The organism is Bartonella raoultii (assembly GCF_019659805.1).
In the GTDB taxonomy this organism is placed as follows: Bacteria; Pseudomonadota; Alphaproteobacteria; order Rhizobiales; family Rhizobiaceae; genus Bartonella; species Bartonella raoultii.
On sequence record NZ_JAIFRO010000001.1, the window covers coordinates 98,478 to 121,254 of the forward strand.

A 22,777-nucleotide genomic window follows, 5' to 3' on the forward strand; every position below is an offset into this window, starting at 1 on the left:
TTTATTTTATAAAAATGAAAAATATGCCCTGATCTTCGATTCATAGATATATGATGGAAAACTTTTAAGAAACTTCAAATAATAATCAAATAAAGATAATATAAAGTAGCATAAAAACAGGAATATTACTGAATAAAAATGCCCCCTTACCTTTAAGGTTGTATTACACTCAAAATATAAAACCTCAGTTTTTTATCAAAAACTTTTATAACTTTTTATTTTATCAGGAAATATGCTGATCTATTTAAAGCACTTTTCCGCAAATATTTCTTCGTAAACACGTCCAATTTCTGTAGCCTCCTTTTCTAAAGGAAAGTGAGTGCGAACATGATCTAAAGCTTTTTTTCCTGCTTCCATTGTTTTTTCTAAATCAGCAAAATAAGGTTCAATTGCTGTCACTAAAGCCTCTCCATCCCCTGCTTGAACAACCGTTCCTGTTCCCTCTATCACCAATTCCTTAAAAACACCTACATCACTCGCAACTACAGCTGTCTTTGATGCCATTGCCTCCAATGGAGTTAAACCAAAACCTTCTAGACGAGAAGGTGTTACATACAACGACAAACGGCGATACCACAAAGGTGTATTGAGTAACTCACCAAGAAAAATAATACGCTCTTTTAAACCAGCTTCAGCAATCTTTTGACGTAATTTTTTTTCAAAGTTATAATGTTGTTCTGTTGTCCGCCCAGCAATAAGTGCTGTCCATTCAGGATAACGTGGCAATAATGCAATCATTGCCTCTACAAATAAATCAGTTCCCTTTAAGTAACGCACCCGTCCAAAACATCCAACTGCATATTTTCCCGGTAATCCAGACGAAGAAAAACAATCATCCAAAGTTTTAGGCGGTGAAAAACGATTTACATCCACCCCATGCATAATAACCTTATGCGGCACTTCTAGATAAGTCCCTGTACACACACTCGTGGCAATGACCCTGTCCATACGGCGAATTAACCATTTTGTAAAAGACTTATGATGACGTCGAGAAGCCGATGTAAAGACAAGTTTAAGCTTCATGCGCAAAACATCACGCAAAAAGACACCAAAAAGCATCTCAATATTACGCCGCGCATGCCAAATACGAAAAGGCCTATTTTTCGGGCTTTTCCAAAGCCCGAAAAGATCCTTAAAGGCAAGAACCGGTAAATTTTTTGGTAATCCAAATCCAAAAGTAGAGATATATATCCCCTTTTTGCGTTGTAATGGAACGAGTTGAATAACTGTCGATGTTACTCCTGATAAACGCTTTTTAAAATGGGGAGCAATAACCTCTGTTTCTTGCAAAGAAATACGCATAATAATTTATATATTGAACCTCATTATATATACTGAACCTCAATAATTTCATAATTATGCGCACCACCTGGTGCATTAACTTCAATGACATCGCCCTCTTGTTTACCAATAAGGGCACGTGCAATAGGTGAAGAAATAGAAATTTTACCAACTTTTACATCAGCTTCTTGATCACCAACAATTTGATAAATCTTTTTTTCTTCTGTATCCTCATCTAATAATTTGATAGTCGCTCCAAATTTAATTTTATCACCTGACAGACGGGAAACATTTATCACCTCCGCCCGTGCAATATAATCTTCAAGCTCATTGATACGCCCCTCATTATGGCTTTGCGCCTCTTTAGCAGCATGATATTCAGCATTTTCTGATAAATCACCATGCGCACGCGCCTCAGAAATTGCTTCAATAATTCGTGGACGTTCCTCTTGTTGGCGCCAACGCAACTCTTCTTTTAGACTTTCAAAACCAGCTGTAGTCATCGGAACTTTTTCCATAATCCGTCCCTTTCTGTTACACGGAAGGTTTAATAAAAATACAAAAAACGGCTCCCAAAATTACTTTTGGAATCCGAAAACCACAATCTTTTTTATTATATAGTACAGCCTTCTCGTTTTCCATATAAAAATACAAAAAGACACAAAACATACACCAATTATGTTGATAACACCGCAATATTGAAAACTTATTTCTATTTGCTGTTTCTCTTTTATTTAGAATAGAAGGAAGAAACAATTGTATTTTCTTCTCTTTTATCATAGTCTCTTAAAAGGAAAACTTATATGAAAGAAGAAAAAGTTCCTATAAGGAATTTTCAGCGAAGAAATGAAAAAAATCGTATTTTTTTTTGTGTTTGGCTCTCTCTTTCTCGCCACAACACTATCAAAGGCCGCAGATGCCATTGTTATAAGGAATCTTAATTTTAGAACAGGGCCAAGCACACAATACGCACTTCGTGGTTTAATACCCGCAGGAGAATTTGTATTTGTTAAAAACTGTGAAGGAAACTGGTGTCACATCAGATATAATGCCCAAATAGGCTGGGTATCATCTCGTTACCTTTCATTTAAAGATGGAGATGACCTTTATCGTACATACACTCTGCTTTCAATAAAACATAACAATATATGTCATGATTTTCCATAGTTGTAATAAATATTATAGCTTTTTGCAAAAATAAAATAAATACCTATTGAAGAATATCATAGTATAAACAAAATAATGAATATAAATACTATAGGTGCAACACTTAAAAAATACTTTTACAAGTTACGCAAATATAAAAAATTTAAGTAATAGCTAAAGCTTATACAAACCCAGTAATTTAAAATAAAAGAGCTTGAGAACATTTAATCGTTATCATATGTGATTGTAAAATATAGCGTTTCCTTTAAAATCGACAAGTACTTTTCTATCAAAGGATGCAATCATGAAAAATGGTGTCACAGCAACAGTAGAAGCACTTTCTGCACTCATTGCTTCAGGGAATCCTCTTTTTAAAAATGGAGAATTATGGACACCACATCGTCCTATTCGTCCTGAAAAGTCTGAGGGTGGTATTCCTTTTCAAATTGAAACATCCTTTGAGCCTGCAGGAGATCAACCTAAAGCCATAAAAGCGCTCGTTGAAGGAATTGAAAAGAATGAACAGACGCAAGTTCTTTTAGGTGTTACCGGTTCAGGAAAAACCTATACAATGGCAAAAATCATTGAACAAACACAGCGTCCTGCTCTAATTCTAGCACCAAATAAAACGCTTGCAGCACAGCTTTATGGAGAATTTAAAAATTTTTTTCCTCATAATGCCGTCGAATATTTTGTTTCTTATTACGACTACTATCAACCGGAAGCCTATGTTGCACGCTCTGACACTTATATTGAAAAAGAATCTTCTATTAATGAACAAATAGACCGTATGCGTCACGCTGCAACACGTGCTGTACTTGAACGTGATGACGTTATTATCGTTGCCTCTGTATCCTGCATCTATGGCATTGGATCTGTAGAAACCTATACAGCCATGACTTTACAAATAAAAAAAGGAGACAAACTTAATCAACGAAAATTCTTGGCGGATTTAGTTTCTCAACACTATTATCGACAAGATATTAACTTCATTCGTGGTTCTTTTCGTGTTAGAGGTGATACAATTGAAATCTTCCCTGCTCATCTTGAAGACCGCGCTTGGCGACTTTCACTCTTTGGCGATGAAGTGGAAACAATTACAGAGTTTGATCCTCTCACAGGACAAAAAACCGATACCCTTCCATCGATTAAAATTTATGCCAATTCACACTATGTCACTCCACGACCAACATTAAATCAAGCAATAAAATCAATCAAAAGAGAACTCGTTCAACGTCTCGATGAATTAAACAAAGCTGGACGTCTTTTAGAAGCACAACGTTTAGAGCAACGTACAATTTTTGATTTAGAAATGTTAGAAACAACCGGTTCATGTGCCGGAATTGAAAATTATTCACGCTATTTAACAGGACGAAAACCTGGAGAACCACCGCCCACCTTATTCGAATATATTCCCAACAATGCTCTTGTTTTTATAGATGAAAGCCACGTCACTATTCCTCAAATTGGTGGCATGTATCGGGGCGATTTTCGAAGGAAAGCAACCCTTGCTGAATATGGATTTCGCCTTCCCTCCTGCATGGATAATCGCCCTTTACGCTTTGAAGAATGGGATGCTATGCGTCCACAAACTATTGCTGTTTCTGCAACACCTGGTCGTTGGGAAATAGAACAATCTCATGGAATTTTTTCTGAACAAATTATTCGGCCAACAGGACTTGTGGATCCAGAAACGGAAGTTCGTCCAGCGCGCGCACAAGTCGATGACGTTGTAAATGAAATTCGTAAAACAATTCAAAAAGGATATCGTACATTGGTGACAGTTCTAACCAAGCGTATGGCTGAAGATTTAACAGAATATCTCCACGAACAGGCTATTCGCGTACGCTATATGCATTCTGACATTGATACATTAGAACGTATCGAAATTCTTCGCGATCTTAGACTTGGTGTATTTGATGTACTCATCGGTATCAATTTATTGCGAGAAGGTTTAGATATTCCAGAATGCGGTTTTGTTGCTATTCTAGATGCTGACAAAGAAGGTTTTTTACGCTCTGAAACTTCACTTATACAAACAATCGGACGTGCTGCACGCAACGTAGATGGACGCGTTATTCTTTATGCTGATACGCTTACTGGTTCCATAGAACGCGCCCTACAGGAAACACAAAGACGTCGACAAAAACAAATCACTTATAATAAAGAACACAAGATTACACCCAAAAGTATCAAAAAAAATATTGATGATATTCTTAATTCAGGAGATAAAAACCACTATACACCTACAGATATTCCTGATTTTATTACTACAAATAATATAGGTGGCCATAATTTAGCATCTCATATTCAATGTCTCGAAAAAGCAATGCATGAAGCGGCAGCTGATCTCCATTTTGAAGAAGCAGCGCGCCTTCGTGATGAAATAAAAAAACTCCAAGAAATAGAACTCACGATTACAAATGATCCCTTATCAAATCCTACCAAACAATCTGTTTATGAATCCGTGATACAATCAAATCTTGATCACAAAAATCTAACCACAGAAACCAATATTTTGAAAAAGCAAAAAAGTAAAAGAAGTCCCCATAAAAACGCTTCTAACAGAAAAGCAAAAAAGTAAAAAATTCCATCTCCTTAATAACCCAAAAATTTTAAACTATTAAAAAAATCTTGCTACTCTACAAATCTTCACAAAATAACCAACAAAAGCACCATTCCATAAATTGGAGATGTTCATAATCAATACGACTCCAATGAAGCAAAAACACTATTCTTATGAAACAAGTTAACAAAAATAAGACTTATATTATAAGAGTAGAACCCCATGATTACTAGCCTAATCTCCCTTGTTCATACTTGTGTAGCTTATACTTTAAGTATTATTAAGAAAGTAAACAATAAAAAACTTATTTTATGTAATATTTTATTACTATACTCAATATAGGTAAATCTTAATACAAGCTATAATTTTGTTTAATCCGAGTATAGTTTTTAGAATAAAATTTTGACAAAATTTTATTCTAAATTCTTACAGTTTATACTCAACAAAATGGCTTTTTATTCATTCTATTAAACTAAAGTAAAAGATTGTTCAGCTTACATTCAGTTTAGCCCATGTAAAGTATAAAAAATGCGAATTTACATAAGGAGCGTCTCTATGAAAAAAGTAATCAAGTTAACGGTGTTATCTGCAGTATCGATAGCAACCATTTTAACACCATTAGAAACAGCGTTTGCAGATATGCAATTCAGTTATGGTGACAATCTTACAAAAAGAATGCGTGAAATGAGAAGGAACATGGACAGCCAAATAGAGGATATGAGAAAAAGAATGGATGCAAACTTCCATCCTCGCACTTTTAGCACGTATCCGTCTTTGGAGAAGCATCACCACCGCATTCATACTTCTCATCATCATCCTCACCATCATGTTGAACATACAAGACGGGAACAAACGCATTACCATATTGAACGTAAAACACATAGTTATGTAGAACGTAAAAAGACAACACATCGTCATATACATGAGTATATAACGCCTAACATCTTTGGAGATACTTTAACGGCCGGCATTATAGGTCTTGCTGCAGGTGCAATTTTGGGCAATATTTTTAAACAGCCAAAACAACAACCACAAGTTGTTTATCAAGCTGTGCCACAAGGCCAAGTTATGTATCAACAGGTTCCACAAAAGCAGGTCATTTATGAGATGCAGTCAAAAACAACATATCAACCACTCCATGAACCATGGACACATGATTGGCTTCAATATTGCAAAAAAAAATACCGCTCATTCAACTCTAAAACAGGTACTTTTAGAGGGTATGACGGCTTAAATCACTTTTGTTATGCTCCATTAAACTGATGTCATGATACTTCCTAGAGAACTTTTAACTAACCGAAAAAATATCTTGAAATGTTTTTTCGGTTAGTTGTTACTTTCTTGAAGAAAAGGATTCCACTGGCGCTCATATCCTAAAGAACTTCCTAATCCATGCCCACAGATAAAGCGAACATCATCGCCTAAAGGCAGTACTTTTTCTCGAAGTGAGTTCATCAATTTCTCATGAGAACAAAAAGGAAAGTCCGTACGTCCAATAGAACCACGAAAGAGAACATCCCCTAACAAAGCAAACCGTTGTTTTTCATTAAAATAAATCACATGGCCAGGAGAATGTCCTGGTGTATGAAAAACATTAAAAACATGTCCAGCAAAATGAAGACTATCTCCATCTTTTAACCATTGATCAGGAATACAAGGGCGTGCATCCGTGATACCGTAATTTTTTGCACTTTCTTGCGCTGCATCCATCAGAGGTTTATCATCGCGATGTGAACCAATAATTTTAACATCAAGGACTTCTTTTGCCTGCATTGCAGCTCCTACATGATCAAAATGCCCATGTGTTATCCAAATAGCTTCAATGACAATCCCCATCTTCTGGATAACGTCTTGAATTTTAGGCCAATCACCACCCGGATCAACCAAAACACCTACTTTTTGTTCATCATCAAAAAGCAAAGTACAGTTTTGTCGAAACGGTGTCACCGGAATAATATGTGTACTAAAATTACGCATGATAGCCTTTTTTCAAAGTAAAATGTTTCCCAGCTTAGAAGAAGCATTTTCTTACTTACGAAGTAAGATAGCCTGCTCGACAGCTTTATGCAACTTATGTAAATTTGAATTTTGTAAAAATGTAATTTTTGGTAAGGTTTTAAAAAATCACCAATCACATTCAAGTTTTTTATGACAATGCACCTCACCTTCTCGTGATTGATGATGGCACCCATATTCGCAATCTTTTATTTCAATTTTTCCTTAACAAGGGATTTCATATTTCAGTTAAATCCAATACCCTCAAGCAAGACGATAGCTTGCAAAATTATCTTTTAATAGTAGATGTTACGATGTTGAGTGAAAGCGGCATCACCCTCACCCATTCATTCCGCCAAACAAATGATGTTCCATTCTTATGCTTACGGACCTTATCAGCAACAAATCATCGCATTGATGAACTGAAAGCGGGTACAGATAATTATGTAGCAAAACCATTTGATTTTCGTGAACTTCTCCTTCGCATCAACGCCATTTGACGACATGATATTCCACTAAACCAACCCAAAATCGAGCAGATTATTTTCGGGCCTTATATATTTTCAATTTCACGATGTGAACTCAGAAAAGAAAGAGACGTTATTAAATGAACCGATAAAGAACAAAAAGTGATGATTCTTTTTGCTAAAAATGTGGAAGATACTATTTCACGCTATAAATTTGCAAGAAATGAAGACAATACAAGCGAACGTGCCATTGATGCACAAATCAACCATCTACGTCATGAAATTGAAAAAATCCAGCACTCCCTATATGGCTGCAAACCGCACGAGAAATAAGTTATAAATTTTTCATTGAATAGACAAACAATGATCAAACCTTCAAAAAATTTGCAGCCGATACCCATCTTCACAAATGCCAATTTTACTACACGGTTGAAGATTCAACAGAAATATAAGCGCGTCCCCATACTTTTACCCGTTTGGTAAATAATCTTGTATCAAATGTATTTTGTCATGCTAATACCATTAAACTCACTGCTAAATCTCAACAAGAATCTTTCACGACCACAGATGATAACGAACCTAGCATTCATAAAGATATGCGTAGAGAAATCTTTAAACCGTCTTGTAGACTTGATAAAACACGAAATCAAGATGTAAGGAGAACCGGTCTTGGACTTTCTATTGTAGAAGATATCGCACATAGCTATAGGGCAACACTCAATTAAATGATAGCCCTTGAGGAGGACTACATGCTACTATCGATATCCTCCCTATAAGGAATATTTTACAGATTTCCCTTTAGAAAAATATGCAACACATTTGATGATTTAAGCATTTCCTACAGTTTCAAACAAAGTATATTGTAGCGCCTTGATAGCACTTTGCCCAGACCACGCAACCATTTGAAATGCAACATAATAACTTTCACAGACCTTAAGGGCATGTATCAACAATGCTTCAACCTGTACATGAGAAGGATGTACTCCACCAGCCAACAAAAGTCCTTGCCGGTAAATAACCAGATTATTCTCTTGCCAATAATCAAAATGCCCTAACAATAGCTTTTCATTAATTGCCAATAATAAACGATGCATTTCGGCTGTTCGAGCACTCTCGATAGCAAGATCAAATTCACAAGCTAAATGAAGGGCTTCCTGTTCTTCTATCCATGAAAAAGCAAGACGATAGTTTGTCCACTTTCCTTCCACACACACACAAATTTCATCTTGTGCATCTCGTTCAAATGTCCAATCATATTTACAGGCAATCTGTTCGATAAAATCGACAGGATGCTCTTCTCTTTCTGCGGTGCAAAATGCAACTCTCATCATTAACCCTCAAGAATCATTAAAAACATCATCAAAAGAACACGAAGCACCTTAACTGTAACAACTTTTGCTACAATCAAAGTCTTTACACCAAACAAATACACATTAAAAACACTGATAATACACAAATCCCTTGAGCTTCATCATAGTTTCTCACGGGAATACATCTGATCATCATAAAACGAATCGACAGATATTTTCAGTGTATTGATAGAATTTCGCAACACCAGCCCCCCTACATCAAAAAAATGTGTTTTATTACAAGAAAACACTAAAAAAAACAAACACTCTATTCTAACAGACTCAATATTAAGCATTTTTCAATTTGATACGCTAAATTGAAAAATTGGGGATATTTTTTATAAAAACGCTTTTATTTTTTTTGTGTCTGCTTTTTCTCCAAATCATCAAGGCGTTTTTTTAAATCAGCATTATCGGCATGCACTTTTAGCACCATTTCCTTAAAGGTTTCAAACTCATCACGTGAAACAAGATCAAGTTTATTGGCTATCTTTTCAGCTTGCACACGAAAAGCAGTTCCAGCCTCACGTCGTATACCTTGCACAACATCTGCAGCATCAGTTGCTAATTTTGCCAATTCATCAAAAATACGATTTGATCCATTCCGCATAATCTTATTCCTTAAATTTTATATGACGTACATACTATAGCGTATTTTCATAACACTTAAATACTATATTTGTTCCTTTTACCCTATAGATTTAATCTAATCATACAGATTTTCTGAAGCCTCTTTATACTTCATATACTCTCATTATTTTAGCAGTGGAAACTTAGCTTCTCTTAACTTGATCCCACTTTGCAAACTTGACCATTGTGTATTCATCTGTCATTTCTAATCCATTAAATAATCGCATAAATGTAAAAAGTAACTTATGAACAATCTTGTCTGTCCAGCCATTGCTTTTCCCTCTTTTCTTGATCCTGTCATTGTACGCTTAGGCCCCATAGCTCTTCATTGGTACGGGCTTGGTTATGTTGTCGGTATTCTTTTTGCTTGGTGGTATGCGCAAAAATTATTACAAAAGCAATCTCTGTGGTCTGCAAACTGCCCACCTATGGATAAAGAAAAGATCGGAGATTTTGTCATCTGGTCTGTTGTTGCTGTCGTTGTTGGTGGCCGCTTAGGACAAGTTCTCGTATGGGATCCTATTTATTATTTTAACCATCCAAGCAATATCATTGCGGTATGGGATGGAGGGATGTCCTTTCACGGTGGTCTCATTGGAATCATCATTGCAATGATCTGCTTTGCCCGTAAAAACAACATCAAGATACGTGCAATGTTTGATATCATTGCTGCAGGTGCTCCTATTGGTATCGGCATCGTAAGAATATGCAACTTTATTAACCAAGAGTTATGGGGAAATATTACGAGTGTACCTTGGGCTGTTTGCTTTTTCAAAGATCCTCACTACCTCCCGCGCCATCCAAGTCAACTTTACGAAGCATTTATGGAAGGATTTCTTCTCTTTTTTATCTTATCTCTTATTATTTTTGCTTTCAAAGCATTAAAACGCTCTGGCATTGTATCTGGAACATTTATTATAGGCTATGCAATAGCGCGCAGCATTTCAGAGATTTACCGTGCTCCTCAAGAAGATCCTGAATGGTTTTCTACTCTTTTTCATTCCACTGGATTTACCTATGGTATGGCTTTATCTCTTCCCATGCTTTTTGTAGGGGGGTATCTCCTTCTGCAAGCCTTCAAACACCAATCTACAGAATAATGGCAACTCTCAAAGAAAAAATTAAAAAGATTATTGCAAATAATGGCCCCATTACTGTTAGCCAATATATGACATTAGCTCTCACAGATTCCCAATTTGGCTACTACCAAACCCAAACCCCCTTTGGACGTCATGGTGATTTTATTACAGCACCTGAAATAAGCCAATTATTTGGAGAAATGATTGGTATTTGGACGCTTATTAACTGGGAAGCGCATGGTTGTCCTACACCGTTTATTCTCGCTGAAATGGGTCCAGGACGGGGAACTTTAATGGATGATATTTTGCGTACTATTCAAAGATTATCCACAAAAGCCTTTAACGCTGCTGAAATTTTTCTCCTTGAGATAAGCAAGACTCTTGCCACAGAACAACAAAAACGGCTCTCTTCTTATCAAAAACAAATCCATCATATTGAAAATTTAGATCATATCCCTTTCAGCCCTCTTTTTTTAATTGCCAATGAATTTTTTGATGCACTGCCCATCAATCAATATATTAAAATCAATGGAGAATGGAGAGAACGGCGTATCACAGTCAATCAAAATGGCAACCTCACATTTATTGCTGTTCCATATGATTTTCCCTCTTCGTGCTTACAATCCTACGCTTCTAAAGTCCCTGACGGAACAATTTTTGAACATGCCCCTTCACGACATCAATTGATGCTACAACTTACTAACCACTTAATCCAAGTAAAAGGTTCTGCTTTGCTTATTGATTATGGTGCTCAAGATCTTGCCTTTGGCGATACATTACAAGCACTCTCAAAACATCAATTCCGCAATATATTTGACGCTCCCGGTAAACATGATTTAACATCCCATGTTGGTTTCTTCTTTTTAAAAAAAATAGCCCTTGAAGAAGGATGTTTTGCCGAAATTTTTGAACAGGGAGATTTCCTTTTTAAAATGGGGCTACTAGAACGTGCAAAACAGCTTAGAATAAACAAAAATATTAAACTACAAAACAAAATCTTCCAAGATGTTGAACGACTAACCAGTCCAGATCAAATGGGTAAACTGTTTAAAGTTCTACATGTGAGTGATCAAAATATACCACTACCTCCCAGATTTTGATACCCATAAATATTGACAAAGATGCATATTTCACACACCATTCTCTCTTTGGAAACAACCATCTTTACGAGGAATTTTGATGAACTCTATCTCTGCCCCCATCCTTGCAAAAGAGCTTTCTGCCTTACACATACACGGGATAAAACATGGTTTTTTCACACGTCAATGCGGTATTTCAAAAAGCCTCTTTCCAAGCCTTCATATTGGACAAAGTTCAAATGATCAATCTGCACATATCACACAAAGTTACCTTTTGATCGCCGATTACTTTAGTGTTGAGGTCCAAAATTTAATCACTGTCAAGCAAATACACTCCTGTGAAGTTGTCGTAGTAAATCAAGCTTTTACTGATGAAATTCCCAAAGCTGATGCTCTCATTACCACCACACCAGGACTTGTCATAGGCATTCTTACAGCAGATTGCGGACCAGTTTTATTGGCTGATCCACAAGCTGGTATCATCGCCGCTGTTCATGCTGGTTGGAAAGGAAGCTTAAAGGGAATTATAGAAAAAACCATTACTGTTATGGAAGAGCAAGGCGCCAAAAGACAATCAATAACGGCAGTTCTTGGTCCTTGTATTGGCCCTTGCCACTATGAAGTTACAAACGAATTTTATGATCAATTTATCGATTGCCAGAGCAAATTTCAAAAATATTTTTTAAAAACAGATAAAGTCAATCACTTTCACTTTAACCTGTGGGCATTCATTATCAATCAACTCAAAGAAGCAGGAGTTCGTGCTTCTTGTGTGGAACTTTGCACCTACAAAGATGAACAGCGTTTTTTCTCCTATCGACGTGCAACACTCCGAAATGAACCGGATGATGGACGACAATTGTCTGCTATTATGTTGACGAAATGAATCTTTTGTCGTCTAAAGAGTATAGTAAAGCTGTAGAAGAAAATTTTTGCTCATGATGAAACAAAAAACGCAAACACCGTGCTTTTTATAAAAAATATTTTTTAAACAAACAAAGTACAAAGGAGCTAACTGTTCTTATCTCCAAAATTTTCCTGTAATGGCTAAATTTAAAACAATTTTTTAACATGAGCGCCACTTCATTCCTTGTATACAAACAACCATATCCACATTGTTTTAGAGAGGAAGAAAAAAGTTTAATCAAGATAGTTATTTCTTTATTTCATGATCAAAAAGCTTTGCTCTAAAAGCAATAAAATTTTGGAAAAAGAAAAAATAAAACACATAGCTCTTTAATCATAAGACATAAAATTATAATGCTCTTATCATTGTTTTCTTGCAATCTCGCAACAAAAAGTTAAAACCGTACCATGTTTTACCGTAATTATTCAGAGGTTCTCCTATGAAACTTTTTTGTGGCAATTCTAATCCACGCCTTGCCGAAGATGTTACAAATTATTTAAATATTCCCTTAGGAAAAGCGACAGTGAAACGCTTTGCTGATCAAGAAATTTTCGTAGAATTACGTGAAAATGTCCGCGGACAAGATGTATTTGTTTTGCAATCCACATCTTATCCAGCAAATGACCATTTGATGGAATTACTTATTATGATTGATGCCCTACGACGTTCTTCAGCACGTCGTATTACAGCTGTCATCCCTTATTTTGGTTATGCCCGACAAGACCGCAAACCAGGTCCACGTACTCCTATTTCTGCCAAACTTGTTGCCAACCTGATTACTGAAGCAGGAGCCCATCGCGTTCTAACGCTAGACCTTCATGCAGGACAAATCCAAGGTTTTTTCGATATCCCTACAGATAATCTCTACGCAGTGCCTGTTATTTCTCGCGATGTCAAGGTGCATTATTCTCTTGAAAATGTTATTGTTGTTTCACCTGATGTTGGTGGTGTAGTACGTGCACGCTCACTCGCTAAACGCTTAAATAGTTTACTTGCTATTGTTGATAAACGTCGTGAACGCCCAGGAGAATCAGAAGTCATGAATATCATTGGTGATGTCTCTGGAAAAGATTGTCTTTTGCTCGATGATATTGTTGATTCAGGTGGAACATTATGCAATGCAGCAAGTGCTCTGCTTAAACATGGCGCAAATAGCGTTACAGCTTATATCACACATGGCGTTCTTTCTGGAAATGCTATTGAACGCATTAGCAACTCAGAAATGAAAGAATTGGTTATTACAGATTCCATTATGCCAACAAAAATCATTGAAAACACGCATAATATCCGCGTTTTGCCCATTGCAGACCTCATTGGAGAAGCGATTGCAAGAACAGCAGCAGAACAATCCGTTTCCAGCTTATTTGGTTAAATGGCTTCCTTAGGATCTCCTGGCGCTGTTTCCACACCAAGATCAGGAAAAGCGATAATGCGTTGACCGCTAAAATGTGTACGGATAACAATAAGACCACGCTCTTCAAAGTAAGTGAGAAGTCGACGTGCACGACTTAAAGAATGGGTTCCATAAAGGCGTGCCAAAAAAATATCCGATGGACACGGTTTTCCGGTGATTGCAGCCTGTGCTATATTTAAAAAGACACCTTGCACATCATCTTCTAAATTTTCTGATATCTGCAAAATATGTTGCCAATTATCACTAACAGCAACCTCTTCATCAATAGAAGCCTGTGCAATAGCCAACTTACGTCGAAATTGCGAAAGATTAAAAGGAGCTTGTGCGATACCATGAATACGGCAACGAACCAAAAAATCTTGATAAAGCACTGCTGTTGAACGATAAAATGCCTCTGGATCATCAATAATTTCACGAATAACACGTTCTGCCTGTGTATCACGATTCACATCAGAAAGTTCTGGAAATAAGCTTGCTTCTTCCTCTAACAATTTTTGTTTTTTGTGTACTGCCTCTTCTAGTATTTCATGCATTGACTTTTCTTTTACAGGCTCTCGAGATTGTTTTAATGGTGTTAAAATTTCTTCTGGTGAAGCAGTAAAAACAAGTTCTTTAACATCAGCCCGCTCTGTTGGAAGAGGCATTAATTTGGGGCTGGAAGAGCGTGCCAATGTTTCAACAGGACCAATCATAATAGGTATAAAACGTCGTGATAAAGCAGGACCTAAAGCAATAAAACTTCCTCGTTCAAGATCTCTAAACATTTCGGCTTGGCGACGCTCCATTCCCAAAAGATCAGCAGCGCGTACCATATCAATATCTAAGAAAGTCCGTCCCATTAAAAAGTTTGAAGCTTCAGCAGCAACGTTTTTTGCAAGCTTTGCTAAACGCTGTGTAGCAATAACACCAGCAAGACCACGTTTACGCCCTCGACACATAAGATTGGTCATAGCACTAAGCGAAATTTTACGTGCTTCATCAGAAACCTCTCCTGCAGCTGCTGGAGCAAATAACTGTGCTTCATCAACAACAACAAGCATAGGATACCAATAGTCACGCTCTATATCAAACAGAGCACCAAGAAAAGCGCCAACGGCACGCATCTGCTGTTCAGTATCTAAACCTTCAAGATTAAAAATTACAGAAACCCGATGTTGGCGAATTCGATGCGCAATCCGTATAAGTTCTTGTTCACTATGTTGAGCCTCCACAATGACATGTCCAAATTTATCGGCCAAAGTAACAAAATCACCCTCTGGATCAATCACACATTGCTGCACCCATGATGCACTTTGCTCAAGAAGACGGCGAAGAAGATGTGATTTTCCTGAACCAGAATTTCCTTGCACGAGAAGACGTGTTGCCAATAATTCTTCCAAATCAACAACTGCTGGCATTGCTTTATGCAAAGCACGCCCTTCTAATATCTCACCCAAGGCGATCTCAACCTTCATAACATCTCCAATCTTCGATTTTGAACATATCGGCTAGTATTGGTTGATTCTCCATACGCATATACTTGTAACATTTCCTCTTTTTTAACGGTAGAAATCATCGATTTTTCCCACAACTCTTGCATCTATAAAGAGTTTGAATTATAGAACAGACTTCTGCGTAGACACCCTTGGAGGCAACGCAGAATGGAGCAATCACTGCTTATCAGCGTGTATCTTCATATTCATACAAAAACTGTTGTTGTTTTTTATGAATCTCCAATTATGCAAAAGGACTTAAATTATGAGTAAAAGCTACACTCTTAAGGCCGAAATACGCGAGCGGGTTGGTAAGGGGTCCTCCCGTGAACTTCGCCGTAACGGTCTTATTCCAGCTGTCATTTATGGTGACAAAAAACCCCCCTTGGCAATAACTGTTCCTTATAAAGAAATTTTCTATAAAATTCATGCGGGTGGCTTTCGTACCACTGTTGCAACAATTACTATTGGCAAGCAAAAAATCATGGTTCTTCCAAAAGATTACCAATTGGATCCTGTTCGTGATTTTCCCTTGCATGTAGATTTTTTACGTATTTCAGAAAAATCTGTTGTAGAAGTGAATATTCCTGTCCACTTCCTCAATGAAGATATAGCCCCTGGAATTAAAAAGGGCGGCGTTCTTAATATTGTTCGTCACGAAATTGAATGTACAGCTCCTGCAAATGCTATCCCTGAAGCAATTGAAATTGATCTTTCCCAATATGCGATTGGGGATTCTATCCATATTTCAGCGGTACAATTACCCAAAGATGTTATTCCAGTCATCCAAGATCGAGATTTTACCATTGCAACCATTGCAGCGCCTGCTGATATGGATGTCAGTGATGAAACGCCTCAACAAGAGGAAGATGAAGAAAACACCGAAACTTCGTAAACTGAAGCAGGCGGGAACTTTTCCCGCCTTATTATGGGATATGTATATTCCCTCTCATATTTTACATAAAAGGCGCATATGTGGCTCATTGCTGGTCTTGGCAATCCTGGTGTACAATACCAAAATAACCGCCATAATATTGGTTTTATGGCGGTGGATGCCATTCATCAGTTTTTTTCTTTTTCTCCATGGTCAAAAAAATTTCAAGCGGAAATTTCTAATGGTCTCATAAATGGTGAAAAAACTTTTCTTATCAAACCTCAAACTTTTATGAATCTGTCTGGCCAAGCCATTGGTGAGGCCTTGCGATTTTATAAATTAAATTCAAAAAACTTCATTGTTATTTACGATGAACTTGATTTACCAGCTGGAAAAGTGCGTGTAAAACATGGTGGAGGACATAATGGACATAACGGTATAAAATCTATTGATGCACATTGTGGCACTGACTATTGTCGTGTTCGCTTAGGTATTGGACACCCTGGTTCAAAAGGACTTGTGCATCAGCACGTTTTAGGAAATTTTACAAAATCCGACCAACAATGGTTACCTCTTCTCTTAGATGCAATTGCAAAAAATACAACTCTCCTCATAAAAGAGAACAAAAGCCTCTTTATGAATGCAATCTCACAAGCAATGAAAAATAAAGATCTATAATAAAATTGTTTTTATAAGCAACAAATCCACATAACTTTCTCTACAGCGTAAAATTTTCTTCTTTTGAAAAAAATGTATGCAATAACAGATCTCAAATAATGCAATAAAGCGAATTAAGCGCCGATTCTTTAAAATTTAAAAATTATTTGGATAAATAGTAGATTCTAGAGGATCATACATATTTGACGATCTTTGACTTAAGACATTTGATGTATCATTATTTTTTTGCAATACCACCACTCGCGCTCCAACGGGAACACGATTATAAAGATCAATGATATCTTGATTAAGCAAACGAATACACCCACTTGAAATAGCTTGACCAATTGACCACGATTCATGTGAGCCATGAATGCGGAAAAGTGTATCTTGCCCATTCTTGAAAAGATAAAGTGCTCGTGCTCCTAATGGATTATCAGGCCCTGGTGGCATTCCTTTCCCTAAATGACCATAGCGTTCAGGTTCTCGCGCCATCATTGCCGCAGTTGGAGTCCAACTTGGCCATCGGCGCTTGCGTTGCACAACCCCCTCACCTTCAAATGCTAGCCCTTCTTTACCAACACCAATACCATACCGCAAAGCTTTCCCATTTTCCTCAATAAGATAAAGAAAACGTTCTTGCGTATCAATCACCAATGTTCCAGGTGGATAAGACGTATAATACATAACTTGCTGACGCCAAAATTTTGGATCAATCTTTGAAAGATCAACAGCAGGTAAAAAATAAGGCTCATTAGTTACAGGCCCATATAATTCTTGTATTTCTTCTGGAATGTGCCGTACTTGTTGTGAAGAAACAAACGACATATCTGACTGACTCGTAGCACATCCAGCCAAAGCGAGAAATGCAGCAAACGAAAAGGCATGACGAGATAACACTCTTCTATTTTCTCCGATTAATTTTTATGCAGACTTGCATATTTTGATACTATGAAAAACTTAGCACACTGTTAACATTAATTTATAATTTCCTTCTTAAAAAAGATAGGAGATTTTAAATTTGATAAAAAAAAGAAAAATCATTTTTCTAACATAGTTTTTTTTCTTCTCTACAGCAATAGGAGACTATAACTCTTCTAAAAATATGCTATAAAAATGTTAAAAAAATTTACCTTTATCATAATAATCAACAGAAAAGAAGACGCCATGGGTTTTAAATGCGGTATCGTTGGGCTACCTAATGTGGGCAAATCAACGCTTTTTAATGCATTAACAAAAACAGCTACAGCACAAGCTGCTAATTATCCTTTTTGTACTATAGAGCCCAATACCGGCGAAGTTGCTGTTCCAGATTCGCGAATGGAAAAAATTGCATCTATTGCTGGTTCAAAAGAAATCATCCCCACGCGTATCAGTTTTGTTGATATTGCAGGACTTGTCCGAGGTGCTTCAAAAGGCGAAGGTTTAGGAAATAAATTTTTAGCCAATATCCGCGAGGTCGATGCCATCATTCACGTTTTACGCTGTTTTCAAGATGAAGATATTACCCATGTAGAAGGACGTATTGAACCTATTTCTGATGCTATAACTGTTGAAACAGAACTTATGCTTGCAGATCTTGAAAGTCTTGAACGACGCATTATACAAATCCGTAAACGTGCAACTGGAAAAGATAAAGAAGCGCTCACAATTTTGCCCGTAATGGAAGCAGCATTAAACTTATTGCAAAAAGGAAATCCTGTCCGATTATTACGCAAAGAAATTTCTTCCGATGAATGCCGCATTCTTGAAAGTTTGAATCTTTTAACTTCCAAACCCGTGCTTTATGTTTGTAATGTCAGCGAAAATGATGCTGCTCATGGAAATAACTTTACGCAAATGGTTGAAAAAATGGCAATGGAGCAAAACGCTCAAAGCATTATTATTTCCGCATCTATAGAAGCTGAAATCACGCAATTAAATGATGCAGAAGCTACAGAATATCTAAACACTTTAGAGCTCGATGAACCAAGCTTGAATCGCCTCATTTATGCTGGCTACCGTTTGCTTGATCTAATTACTTATTTCACTTGTGGTCCCAAAGAAACACGAGCATGGACAATTCCGCGTGGTACGAAAGCACCCCAAGCTGCTGGTGTTATCCATTCTGATTTTGAACGCGGTTTCATTCGTGCTCAAACCATAAGCTATGAGGATTATATTAGTCTAGGTGGAGAAAACGGCGCAAAAGAAGCCGGAAAAGCGCGTGATGAAGGAAAAGAATATATCGTGCAAGATGGTGATATCATGTTGTTTAAACATAATACCTAATATTGCACTTCTTTAAAGAAACCAAAGCTGTCTCTCTAGTCCTCAAATGGAAGCTATAACCCGCTATAGAAAAAACTTCCAAAATATTTTCACCAAAAACAGTTGCTATCATACTATATGGTAGCAACTGTTTTTTACAGAGAATGGACACAGAAAATTAACGTATCCAATGTCCTTCATATTTAAATGTTGGAGCTTGCTTTAAAGAATCTTTTGTCGCATTCGTAATAAGCTTCCATTTTCCATAATCATTTGTCATCTGAATTGTTTCTGGAGAAACAACCACATAACTCTCCCCTAGACCAAGGAAACCGCCAATAGCGACAACAAATCCAGCAATGCTATTTTCACGCAGAACAATATCTTTTACTTCTCCGATATTTTCATCTTCTATATTGTATACTTTTGCACCAATGAGGCTTGAAGCAACAAAATCTGTTGCCAAAGGGGTAACATAACGTGTCGTCATACCCGACTCCATCTGTACAATACCCATCGAAGAAACCATTTCAGATTTAGAAGGAACTTCGAAAGACTGGGCATAAGCACCAGAAGCCATCAAAACTGGCAAAAGAGTTGCAAACGCAATTTTTTTCATTTTAACATCTCCATTTTTACTTTGCAAAGTCTCAATGCCTCATCACCCAATTTGTTCCCTCTCCTCCTTTAAGACCAATATCCTCTAACCTCTTTCCTTTTTAATCTTTTATTTTTTCCTCAACTTCCTCTTTTTCTAAGTCACGCCAAATTCGACCTTTTACAATATAAACAAGCCCCCCAAAAATAATTAGAAATAAAATAACGCGAAAACCGGTTTTTTTACGAATTTCCATGTGAGGATCAGCAGCCCACATCAAAAAAGCAGAAACATCACGTGCATACTGTCCAACCGTTTCTGGCGTACCATCCTCATATGAGACAAGTCCCTCACGCAAAGGAGGAGGCATAATTAAAGCATTCCCAGCAATAAAATAAGGATTATACCAAGCTCCCTCAGCCATTTTTATGTTTTTGGGCGCCTTTTGATATCCTGTTAAAAGAGAAGTAATATAATCTGGTCCAGCTGTATTATAATGTGTCAATACATCAAAAATCGCAGCAGGAAACGGTAGAGAAACAACACGCGCCCGCGCTATTAATGATAAATCTGGAGGATAAGCACCATTATGAAGAAATCTTGCTTCCTCTTCATTGTCAAAAGGAGAAGGAAAAGTGTCTGTCACAACAGCTAGACGTTTAAAAAATTTTCCTTCTCTATTCGGACCATCGCTGACTTGATATTGCTGAGCCAAAGCCTTAATCTGTTCTTGATCATAGCCAAGAGCTTTCAAATCACGAAAAGCGACATATTTTAATCCATGGCAGCTAGAACAGACTTGTCTATAAACTTTTAATCCCCGCCGTAACTGCGCCTTATCATAAATCCCAAACGGTCCTGAAAAACTCCACTCTTGTTTTTTAGGAGGACGTAAAGGAAAAGAAATAACCGCCTTTTCCTCATCAGAAATATTATTTGCCCCACTTTGAAAAGAAAAACTAACTAAAGCTATAAAAATTAGTCCAATAAAAGTATTCATTACCATAATTTGTTTGTTTTCTTTTTTATATCTTCCATAATTGAAGAAGGAAGAGAACGGTTTTTTTCAAAAAAGGGAAGAAAGGGTAAAACGATAAAAAAGAATATAAAATAATAGGCGGTTCCCAATTGTGTCCATAAAAGAACCCTATCATTAATTTCCCTTGAACCAAGCAACCCCAATAAAACAATATCAATTATCAACACCCAAAAGAAAATTTTATAAAGAGGTCGATACCTTGCTGAAGGTATGGGAGAGCGATCTAACCATGGAACAAAGATTAAAACGAAAATCGCGCTTACCAATACAATAAGCCCCAAAAAAGATGATGAAAAAGTCCCAATATTAAAAGTGATCGCACGAAGCATAGCATAAAAAGGTAAAAAATACCATTCCGGTGTTACACGAAGAGGCGCCTTTAAAGGATCAGCAACAATATAATTTTCAGCTTGTCCCATATAATCAGGCATATAAAACAAAAACCACGCAAAAAAGATTAAAAAAATAGTAATAGCAAAAATATCTTTGATCAGCATATAAGGTGAAAAAGGCACAGTTTCCTTCTCCGATTGTATTGCAAGACCTGTTGGATTACCTTGTCCCACTTGATGAATTGCCCAAATATGTATCCCCACCAAAAAAAGCAAAATAAAGGATAAACAATAGTGAAGAACATAAAAACGATTCAACGTGGGCTGTCCTACACTATATCCCCCAAGAAGTGTTTCATGTAACCACGTTCCTACCCAAGGAATAGCTTGTACAAGACCCGCAAGCACTGAGGCCGCGGAAACAGATACCATCCCCCAAACCAATACAGAGCCAAAAAATGCTATTGCCATCATGATCATATAGATAAAAATACCCGTGATCCAAACCATTTCTCGCATATTTTTATAAGAACCATAATAAAGTCCACGAGCTAAATGAATATAAACAGCAATAAAAAAGAAGGAAGATCCAACACAATGCCATGGACGAAAAAGCCAACCAAATTGTCCCTCACGCTTAAAGCGTTCACTGGTTTCAAAGGCCAAATGAACATCTGGTACATAATGCATAGCTAAAACGATACCCGTCAAAAGCTGTGATAAAAGCATAAGGGTCAAAATACCACCAAATGTATAAAAGTAATTAAGATTACGTGGAACAGGAAAAATGACAAACGCATTGTAAAAAATACGAGGAAGAGGCAAACGCTTATCAAACCAACGAGCAAGAGCGCTTTTAGGAAGATAGGGGGGAAATTTTCTCATCACTTTCTCCTATTTTTAGCAAAGTATCTGAAAGAAATCGATAAGGTGGAATTGCTAAATTAGCATGCGCAGGTCCTGAACGTACTCTTCCCGCTGTATCATAAACAGACCCATGACAGGGACATAACCATCCCCCAAATTGCCCCGATTGCCCAAGTGTTACACACCCTAGGTGGGTACAAAGATTAATCATAATAAGCCAATTTTCACGCCCCTTTCCTGCAGAGCGCGCTAAATCTGTTGCTTCTTCATTACTGTCAAGATTAGGATTACGTGCCAAACGATCTCGCAAAATATGCAATTCAGTCGCACGCGCCTCAGCAATTTCTTTTGCAGTACGGTTGCGAATAACAACAGGCTGTCCACGCCACTTAACCGTCACCGACATCCCCTCTTCAATACCAGAAAGATCAACTTCAACACAAGAAGATGCCAAAACAGCCTCATCAGGGCGCAATTGACTGATAAAAGGCCACATAACTGTCCCCACACCAACAGCCCCTGCAACTCCTGTTAGCAAAAATAGAAAATCCCGCCTTGTCTGCTCACTCATTACCTTACAGAGCCTATTCTCCTAGAATAATTTCACCATCCCCCTACCTCTTACACAATCCCTCATCATTCGAACTATGTCCCTCAACATCTTCGTATAACTTGCTTTTTTAATCCTTTTCACCACATTTGCCTTTAAACAAAAACCGAAATTCCTTGTATTTTTTTCACATCTCAAAATATATGTTTTACATTTTCATGATAG

20 protein-coding genes and 3 pseudogenes are annotated in these 22,777 nt (G+C 37.1%); 12 read left to right on the forward strand and 11 right to left on the reverse strand.

Going from position 1 to position 22,777, the window contains the following annotated elements; all coding sequences use genetic code 11:
• Positions 1-240: 240 nt before the first annotated feature.
• Both K3248_RS00395 and greA read right to left on the reverse strand, forming a co-directional pair.
• Entirely contained in the window at positions 241-1,302 is a 1,062-nt protein-coding gene (locus K3248_RS00395) for a glycosyltransferase family 4 protein (protein ID WP_220716404.1), read from the reverse strand.
• 23 nt (positions 1,303-1,325) lie between these two features.
• The gene (gene greA, locus K3248_RS00400; RefSeq protein ID WP_220716405.1) at positions 1,326-1,799 is read right to left on the reverse strand and encodes a transcription elongation factor GreA; all 474 of its coding nucleotides are present in this window, start codon (positions 1,797-1,799) and stop codon (positions 1,326-1,328) included.
• A gap of 328 nt (positions 1,800-2,127) precedes the next feature.
• Here greA and K3248_RS00405 point away from each other — a divergent pair, with 328 nt between their 5' ends.
• From K3248_RS00405 to K3248_RS00415, 3 genes are all read left to right on the forward strand, one after another.
• Complete coding sequence (locus tag K3248_RS00405; protein ID WP_220716406.1) at positions 2,128-2,448, forward strand: SH3 domain-containing protein; 321 nt, start codon at positions 2,128-2,130, stop codon at positions 2,446-2,448.
• Positions 2,449-2,731: 283 nt separating this feature from the next.
• Positions 2,732-5,011 carry an excinuclease ABC subunit UvrB gene (uvrB, locus tag K3248_RS00410; protein ID WP_220716407.1) on the forward strand — a complete coding sequence of 760 codons (2,280 nt, stop codon included), beginning with the start codon at positions 2,732-2,734 and terminating at the stop codon, positions 5,009-5,011.
• A gap of 537 nt (positions 5,012-5,548) precedes the next feature.
• Positions 5,549-6,256, forward strand: coding sequence for a BA14K family protein (locus K3248_RS00415; protein WP_220716408.1), 708 nt, complete (start codon positions 5,549-5,551; stop codon positions 6,254-6,256).
• Between the two features lie 63 nt (positions 6,257-6,319).
• Here K3248_RS00415 and K3248_RS00420 read toward each other — a convergent pair whose 3' ends face one another.
• Positions 6,320-6,970 carry an MBL fold metallo-hydrolase gene (locus K3248_RS00420; protein WP_220716409.1) on the reverse strand — a complete coding sequence of 217 codons (651 nt, stop codon included), beginning with the start codon at positions 6,968-6,970 and terminating at the stop codon, positions 6,320-6,322.
• A gap of 146 nt (positions 6,971-7,116) precedes the next feature.
• Here K3248_RS00420 and K3248_RS00425 point away from each other — a divergent pair.
• A pseudogene (locus K3248_RS00425) lies at positions 7,117-7,811 on the forward strand (response regulator).
• Positions 7,812-7,820: 9 nt separating this feature from the next.
• A pseudogene (locus K3248_RS00430) lies at positions 7,821-8,194 on the forward strand (ATP-binding protein); the annotation flags it as partial.
• Positions 8,195-8,282: 88 nt separating this feature from the next.
• Here the strand turns inward: K3248_RS00430 and K3248_RS00435 are convergent.
• A complete protein-coding gene (locus K3248_RS00435) occupies positions 8,283-8,783 on the reverse strand; it encodes a type III secretion system chaperone family protein (protein ID WP_220716410.1) in 501 nt (166 codons plus the stop codon).
• Between the two features lie 373 nt (positions 8,784-9,156).
• Positions 9,157-9,414: an accessory factor UbiK family protein gene (locus K3248_RS00440; RefSeq protein WP_220716411.1), complete on the reverse strand. Its 258-nt coding sequence runs from the start codon at positions 9,412-9,414 to the stop codon at positions 9,157-9,159.
• 265 nt (positions 9,415-9,679) lie between these two features.
• Between K3248_RS00440 and lgt the strand changes: the two are divergent.
• From lgt to K3248_RS00460, 4 genes and pseudogenes are all read left to right on the forward strand, one after another.
• Positions 9,680-10,559: pseudogene (gene lgt / locus K3248_RS00445) on the forward strand (prolipoprotein diacylglyceryl transferase).
• Positions 10,534-11,613 carry a class I SAM-dependent methyltransferase gene (locus K3248_RS00450; protein WP_220716413.1) on the forward strand — a complete coding sequence of 360 codons (1,080 nt, stop codon included), beginning with the start codon at positions 10,534-10,536 and terminating at the stop codon, positions 11,611-11,613. The pseudogene lgt and the gene K3248_RS00450 overlap by 26 nt, the downstream one beginning before the upstream one ends.
• 79 nt (positions 11,614-11,692) lie before the next feature.
• Positions 11,693-12,478 (forward strand): peptidoglycan editing factor PgeF, encoded by a 786-nt coding sequence (gene pgeF, locus K3248_RS00455; RefSeq protein ID WP_220716414.1) that lies wholly within the window; start codon positions 11,693-11,695, stop codon positions 12,476-12,478.
• 460 nt (positions 12,479-12,938) lie between these two features.
• Positions 12,939-13,871 (forward strand): ribose-phosphate pyrophosphokinase, encoded by a 933-nt coding sequence (locus K3248_RS00460; RefSeq protein WP_220716415.1) that lies wholly within the window; start codon positions 12,939-12,941, stop codon positions 13,869-13,871.
• On the opposite strand, the gene K3248_RS00465 is transcribed toward K3248_RS00460, so the two are convergent.
• Positions 13,868-15,367: a helicase HerA domain-containing protein gene (locus K3248_RS00465; protein WP_220716416.1), complete on the reverse strand. Its 1,500-nt coding sequence runs from the start codon at positions 15,365-15,367 to the stop codon at positions 13,868-13,870. The genes K3248_RS00460 and K3248_RS00465 overlap by 4 nt on opposite strands.
• Before the next feature lie 283 nt (positions 15,368-15,650).
• Between K3248_RS00465 and K3248_RS00470 the strand changes: the two genes are divergently transcribed.
• The gene (locus tag K3248_RS00470) at positions 15,651-16,280 is read left to right on the forward strand and encodes a 50S ribosomal protein L25/general stress protein Ctc (RefSeq protein WP_220716417.1); all 630 of its coding nucleotides are present in this window, start codon (positions 15,651-15,653) and stop codon (positions 16,278-16,280) included.
• A gap of 78 nt (positions 16,281-16,358) precedes the next feature.
• Positions 16,359-16,937, forward strand: a complete 579-nt coding sequence (gene pth / locus K3248_RS00475) for an aminoacyl-tRNA hydrolase (protein WP_220716418.1) — start codon at positions 16,359-16,361, stop codon at positions 16,935-16,937.
• Positions 16,938-17,072: 135 nt separating this feature from the next.
• On the opposite strand, the gene K3248_RS00480 is transcribed toward pth, so the two are convergent.
• A complete protein-coding gene (locus K3248_RS00480; RefSeq protein ID WP_220716419.1) occupies positions 17,073-17,816 on the reverse strand; it encodes a L,D-transpeptidase in 744 nt (247 codons plus the stop codon).
• 267 nt (positions 17,817-18,083) lie between these two features.
• Between K3248_RS00480 and ychF the strand changes: the two genes are divergently transcribed.
• Complete coding sequence (gene ychF / locus K3248_RS00485) at positions 18,084-19,187, forward strand: redox-regulated ATPase YchF (protein ID WP_220716420.1); 1,104 nt, start codon at positions 18,084-18,086, stop codon at positions 19,185-19,187.
• Positions 19,188-19,344: 157 nt separating this feature from the next.
• Here ychF and K3248_RS00490 read toward each other — a convergent pair whose 3' ends face one another.
• The 4 genes from K3248_RS00490 to petA all read right to left on the reverse strand — a co-directional run bounded on the left by K3248_RS00490 (position 19,345) and on the right by petA (position 22,573).
• Entirely contained in the window at positions 19,345-19,785 is a 441-nt protein-coding gene (locus K3248_RS00490) for a PRC-barrel domain-containing protein (protein ID WP_220716421.1), read from the reverse strand.
• 100 nt (positions 19,786-19,885) lie between these two features.
• A complete protein-coding gene (locus K3248_RS00495) occupies positions 19,886-20,770 on the reverse strand; it encodes a cytochrome c1 (RefSeq protein WP_220716422.1) in 885 nt (294 codons plus the stop codon).
• Positions 20,764-22,020: a cytochrome b gene (locus K3248_RS00500; protein WP_220716423.1), complete on the reverse strand. Its 1,257-nt coding sequence runs from the start codon at positions 22,018-22,020 to the stop codon at positions 20,764-20,766. The genes K3248_RS00495 and K3248_RS00500 overlap by 7 nt, the downstream gene beginning before the upstream one ends.
• Positions 21,992-22,573 (reverse strand): ubiquinol-cytochrome c reductase iron-sulfur subunit, encoded by a 582-nt coding sequence (petA, locus tag K3248_RS00505; protein ID WP_220716424.1) that lies wholly within the window; start codon positions 22,571-22,573, stop codon positions 21,992-21,994. The genes K3248_RS00500 and petA overlap by 29 nt, the downstream gene beginning before the upstream one ends.
• Positions 22,574-22,777 lie beyond the last annotated feature (204 nt).

What these genes read in the sequence shown, in the direction of transcription:
- K3248_RS00395 (WP_220716404.1), bottom strand. Translation starts at nt 1,302, where the DNA reads ATGCGTATTTCTTTGCAAGAAACAGAGGTTATTGCTCCCCATTTTAAA.
- greA (WP_220716405.1), bottom strand. Translation starts at nt 1,799, where the DNA reads ATGGAAAAAGTTCCGATGACTACAGCTGGTTTTGAAAGTCTAAAAGAA.
- K3248_RS00405 (WP_220716406.1), top strand. Translation starts at nt 2,128, where the DNA reads ATGAAAAAAATCGTATTTTTTTTTGTGTTTGGCTCTCTCTTTCTCGCC.
- uvrB (WP_220716407.1), top strand. Translation starts at nt 2,732, where the DNA reads ATGAAAAATGGTGTCACAGCAACAGTAGAAGCACTTTCTGCACTCATT.
- K3248_RS00415 (WP_220716408.1), top strand. Translation starts at nt 5,549, where the DNA reads ATGAAAAAAGTAATCAAGTTAACGGTGTTATCTGCAGTATCGATAGCA.
- K3248_RS00420 (WP_220716409.1), bottom strand. Translation starts at nt 6,970, where the DNA reads ATGCGTAATTTTAGTACACATATTATTCCGGTGACACCGTTTCGACAA.
- K3248_RS00435 (WP_220716410.1), bottom strand. Translation starts at nt 8,783, where the DNA reads ATGAGAGTTGCATTTTGCACCGCAGAAAGAGAAGAGCATCCTGTCGAT.
- K3248_RS00440 (WP_220716411.1), bottom strand. Translation starts at nt 9,414, where the DNA reads ATGCGGAATGGATCAAATCGTATTTTTGATGAATTGGCAAAATTAGCA.
- K3248_RS00450 (WP_220716413.1), top strand. Translation starts at nt 10,534, where the DNA reads ATGGCAACTCTCAAAGAAAAAATTAAAAAGATTATTGCAAATAATGGC.
- pgeF (WP_220716414.1), top strand. Translation starts at nt 11,693, where the DNA reads ATGAACTCTATCTCTGCCCCCATCCTTGCAAAAGAGCTTTCTGCCTTA.
- K3248_RS00460 (WP_220716415.1), top strand. Translation starts at nt 12,939, where the DNA reads ATGAAACTTTTTTGTGGCAATTCTAATCCACGCCTTGCCGAAGATGTT.
- K3248_RS00465 (WP_220716416.1), bottom strand. Translation starts at nt 15,367, where the DNA reads ATGAAGGTTGAGATCGCCTTGGGTGAGATATTAGAAGGGCGTGCTTTG.
- K3248_RS00470 (WP_220716417.1), top strand. Translation starts at nt 15,651, where the DNA reads ATGAGTAAAAGCTACACTCTTAAGGCCGAAATACGCGAGCGGGTTGGT.
- pth (WP_220716418.1), top strand. Translation starts at nt 16,359, where the DNA reads ATGTGGCTCATTGCTGGTCTTGGCAATCCTGGTGTACAATACCAAAAT.
- ychF (WP_220716420.1), top strand. Translation starts at nt 18,084, where the DNA reads ATGGGTTTTAAATGCGGTATCGTTGGGCTACCTAATGTGGGCAAATCA.
- K3248_RS00490 (WP_220716421.1), bottom strand. Translation starts at nt 19,785, where the DNA reads ATGAAAAAAATTGCGTTTGCAACTCTTTTGCCAGTTTTGATGGCTTCT.
- K3248_RS00495 (WP_220716422.1), bottom strand. Translation starts at nt 20,770, where the DNA reads ATGGTAATGAATACTTTTATTGGACTAATTTTTATAGCTTTAGTTAGT.
- K3248_RS00500 (WP_220716423.1), bottom strand. Translation starts at nt 22,020, where the DNA reads ATGAGAAAATTTCCCCCCTATCTTCCTAAAAGCGCTCTTGCTCGTTGG.
- petA (WP_220716424.1), bottom strand. Translation starts at nt 22,573, where the DNA reads ATGAGTGAGCAGACAAGGCGGGATTTTCTATTTTTGCTAACAGGAGTT.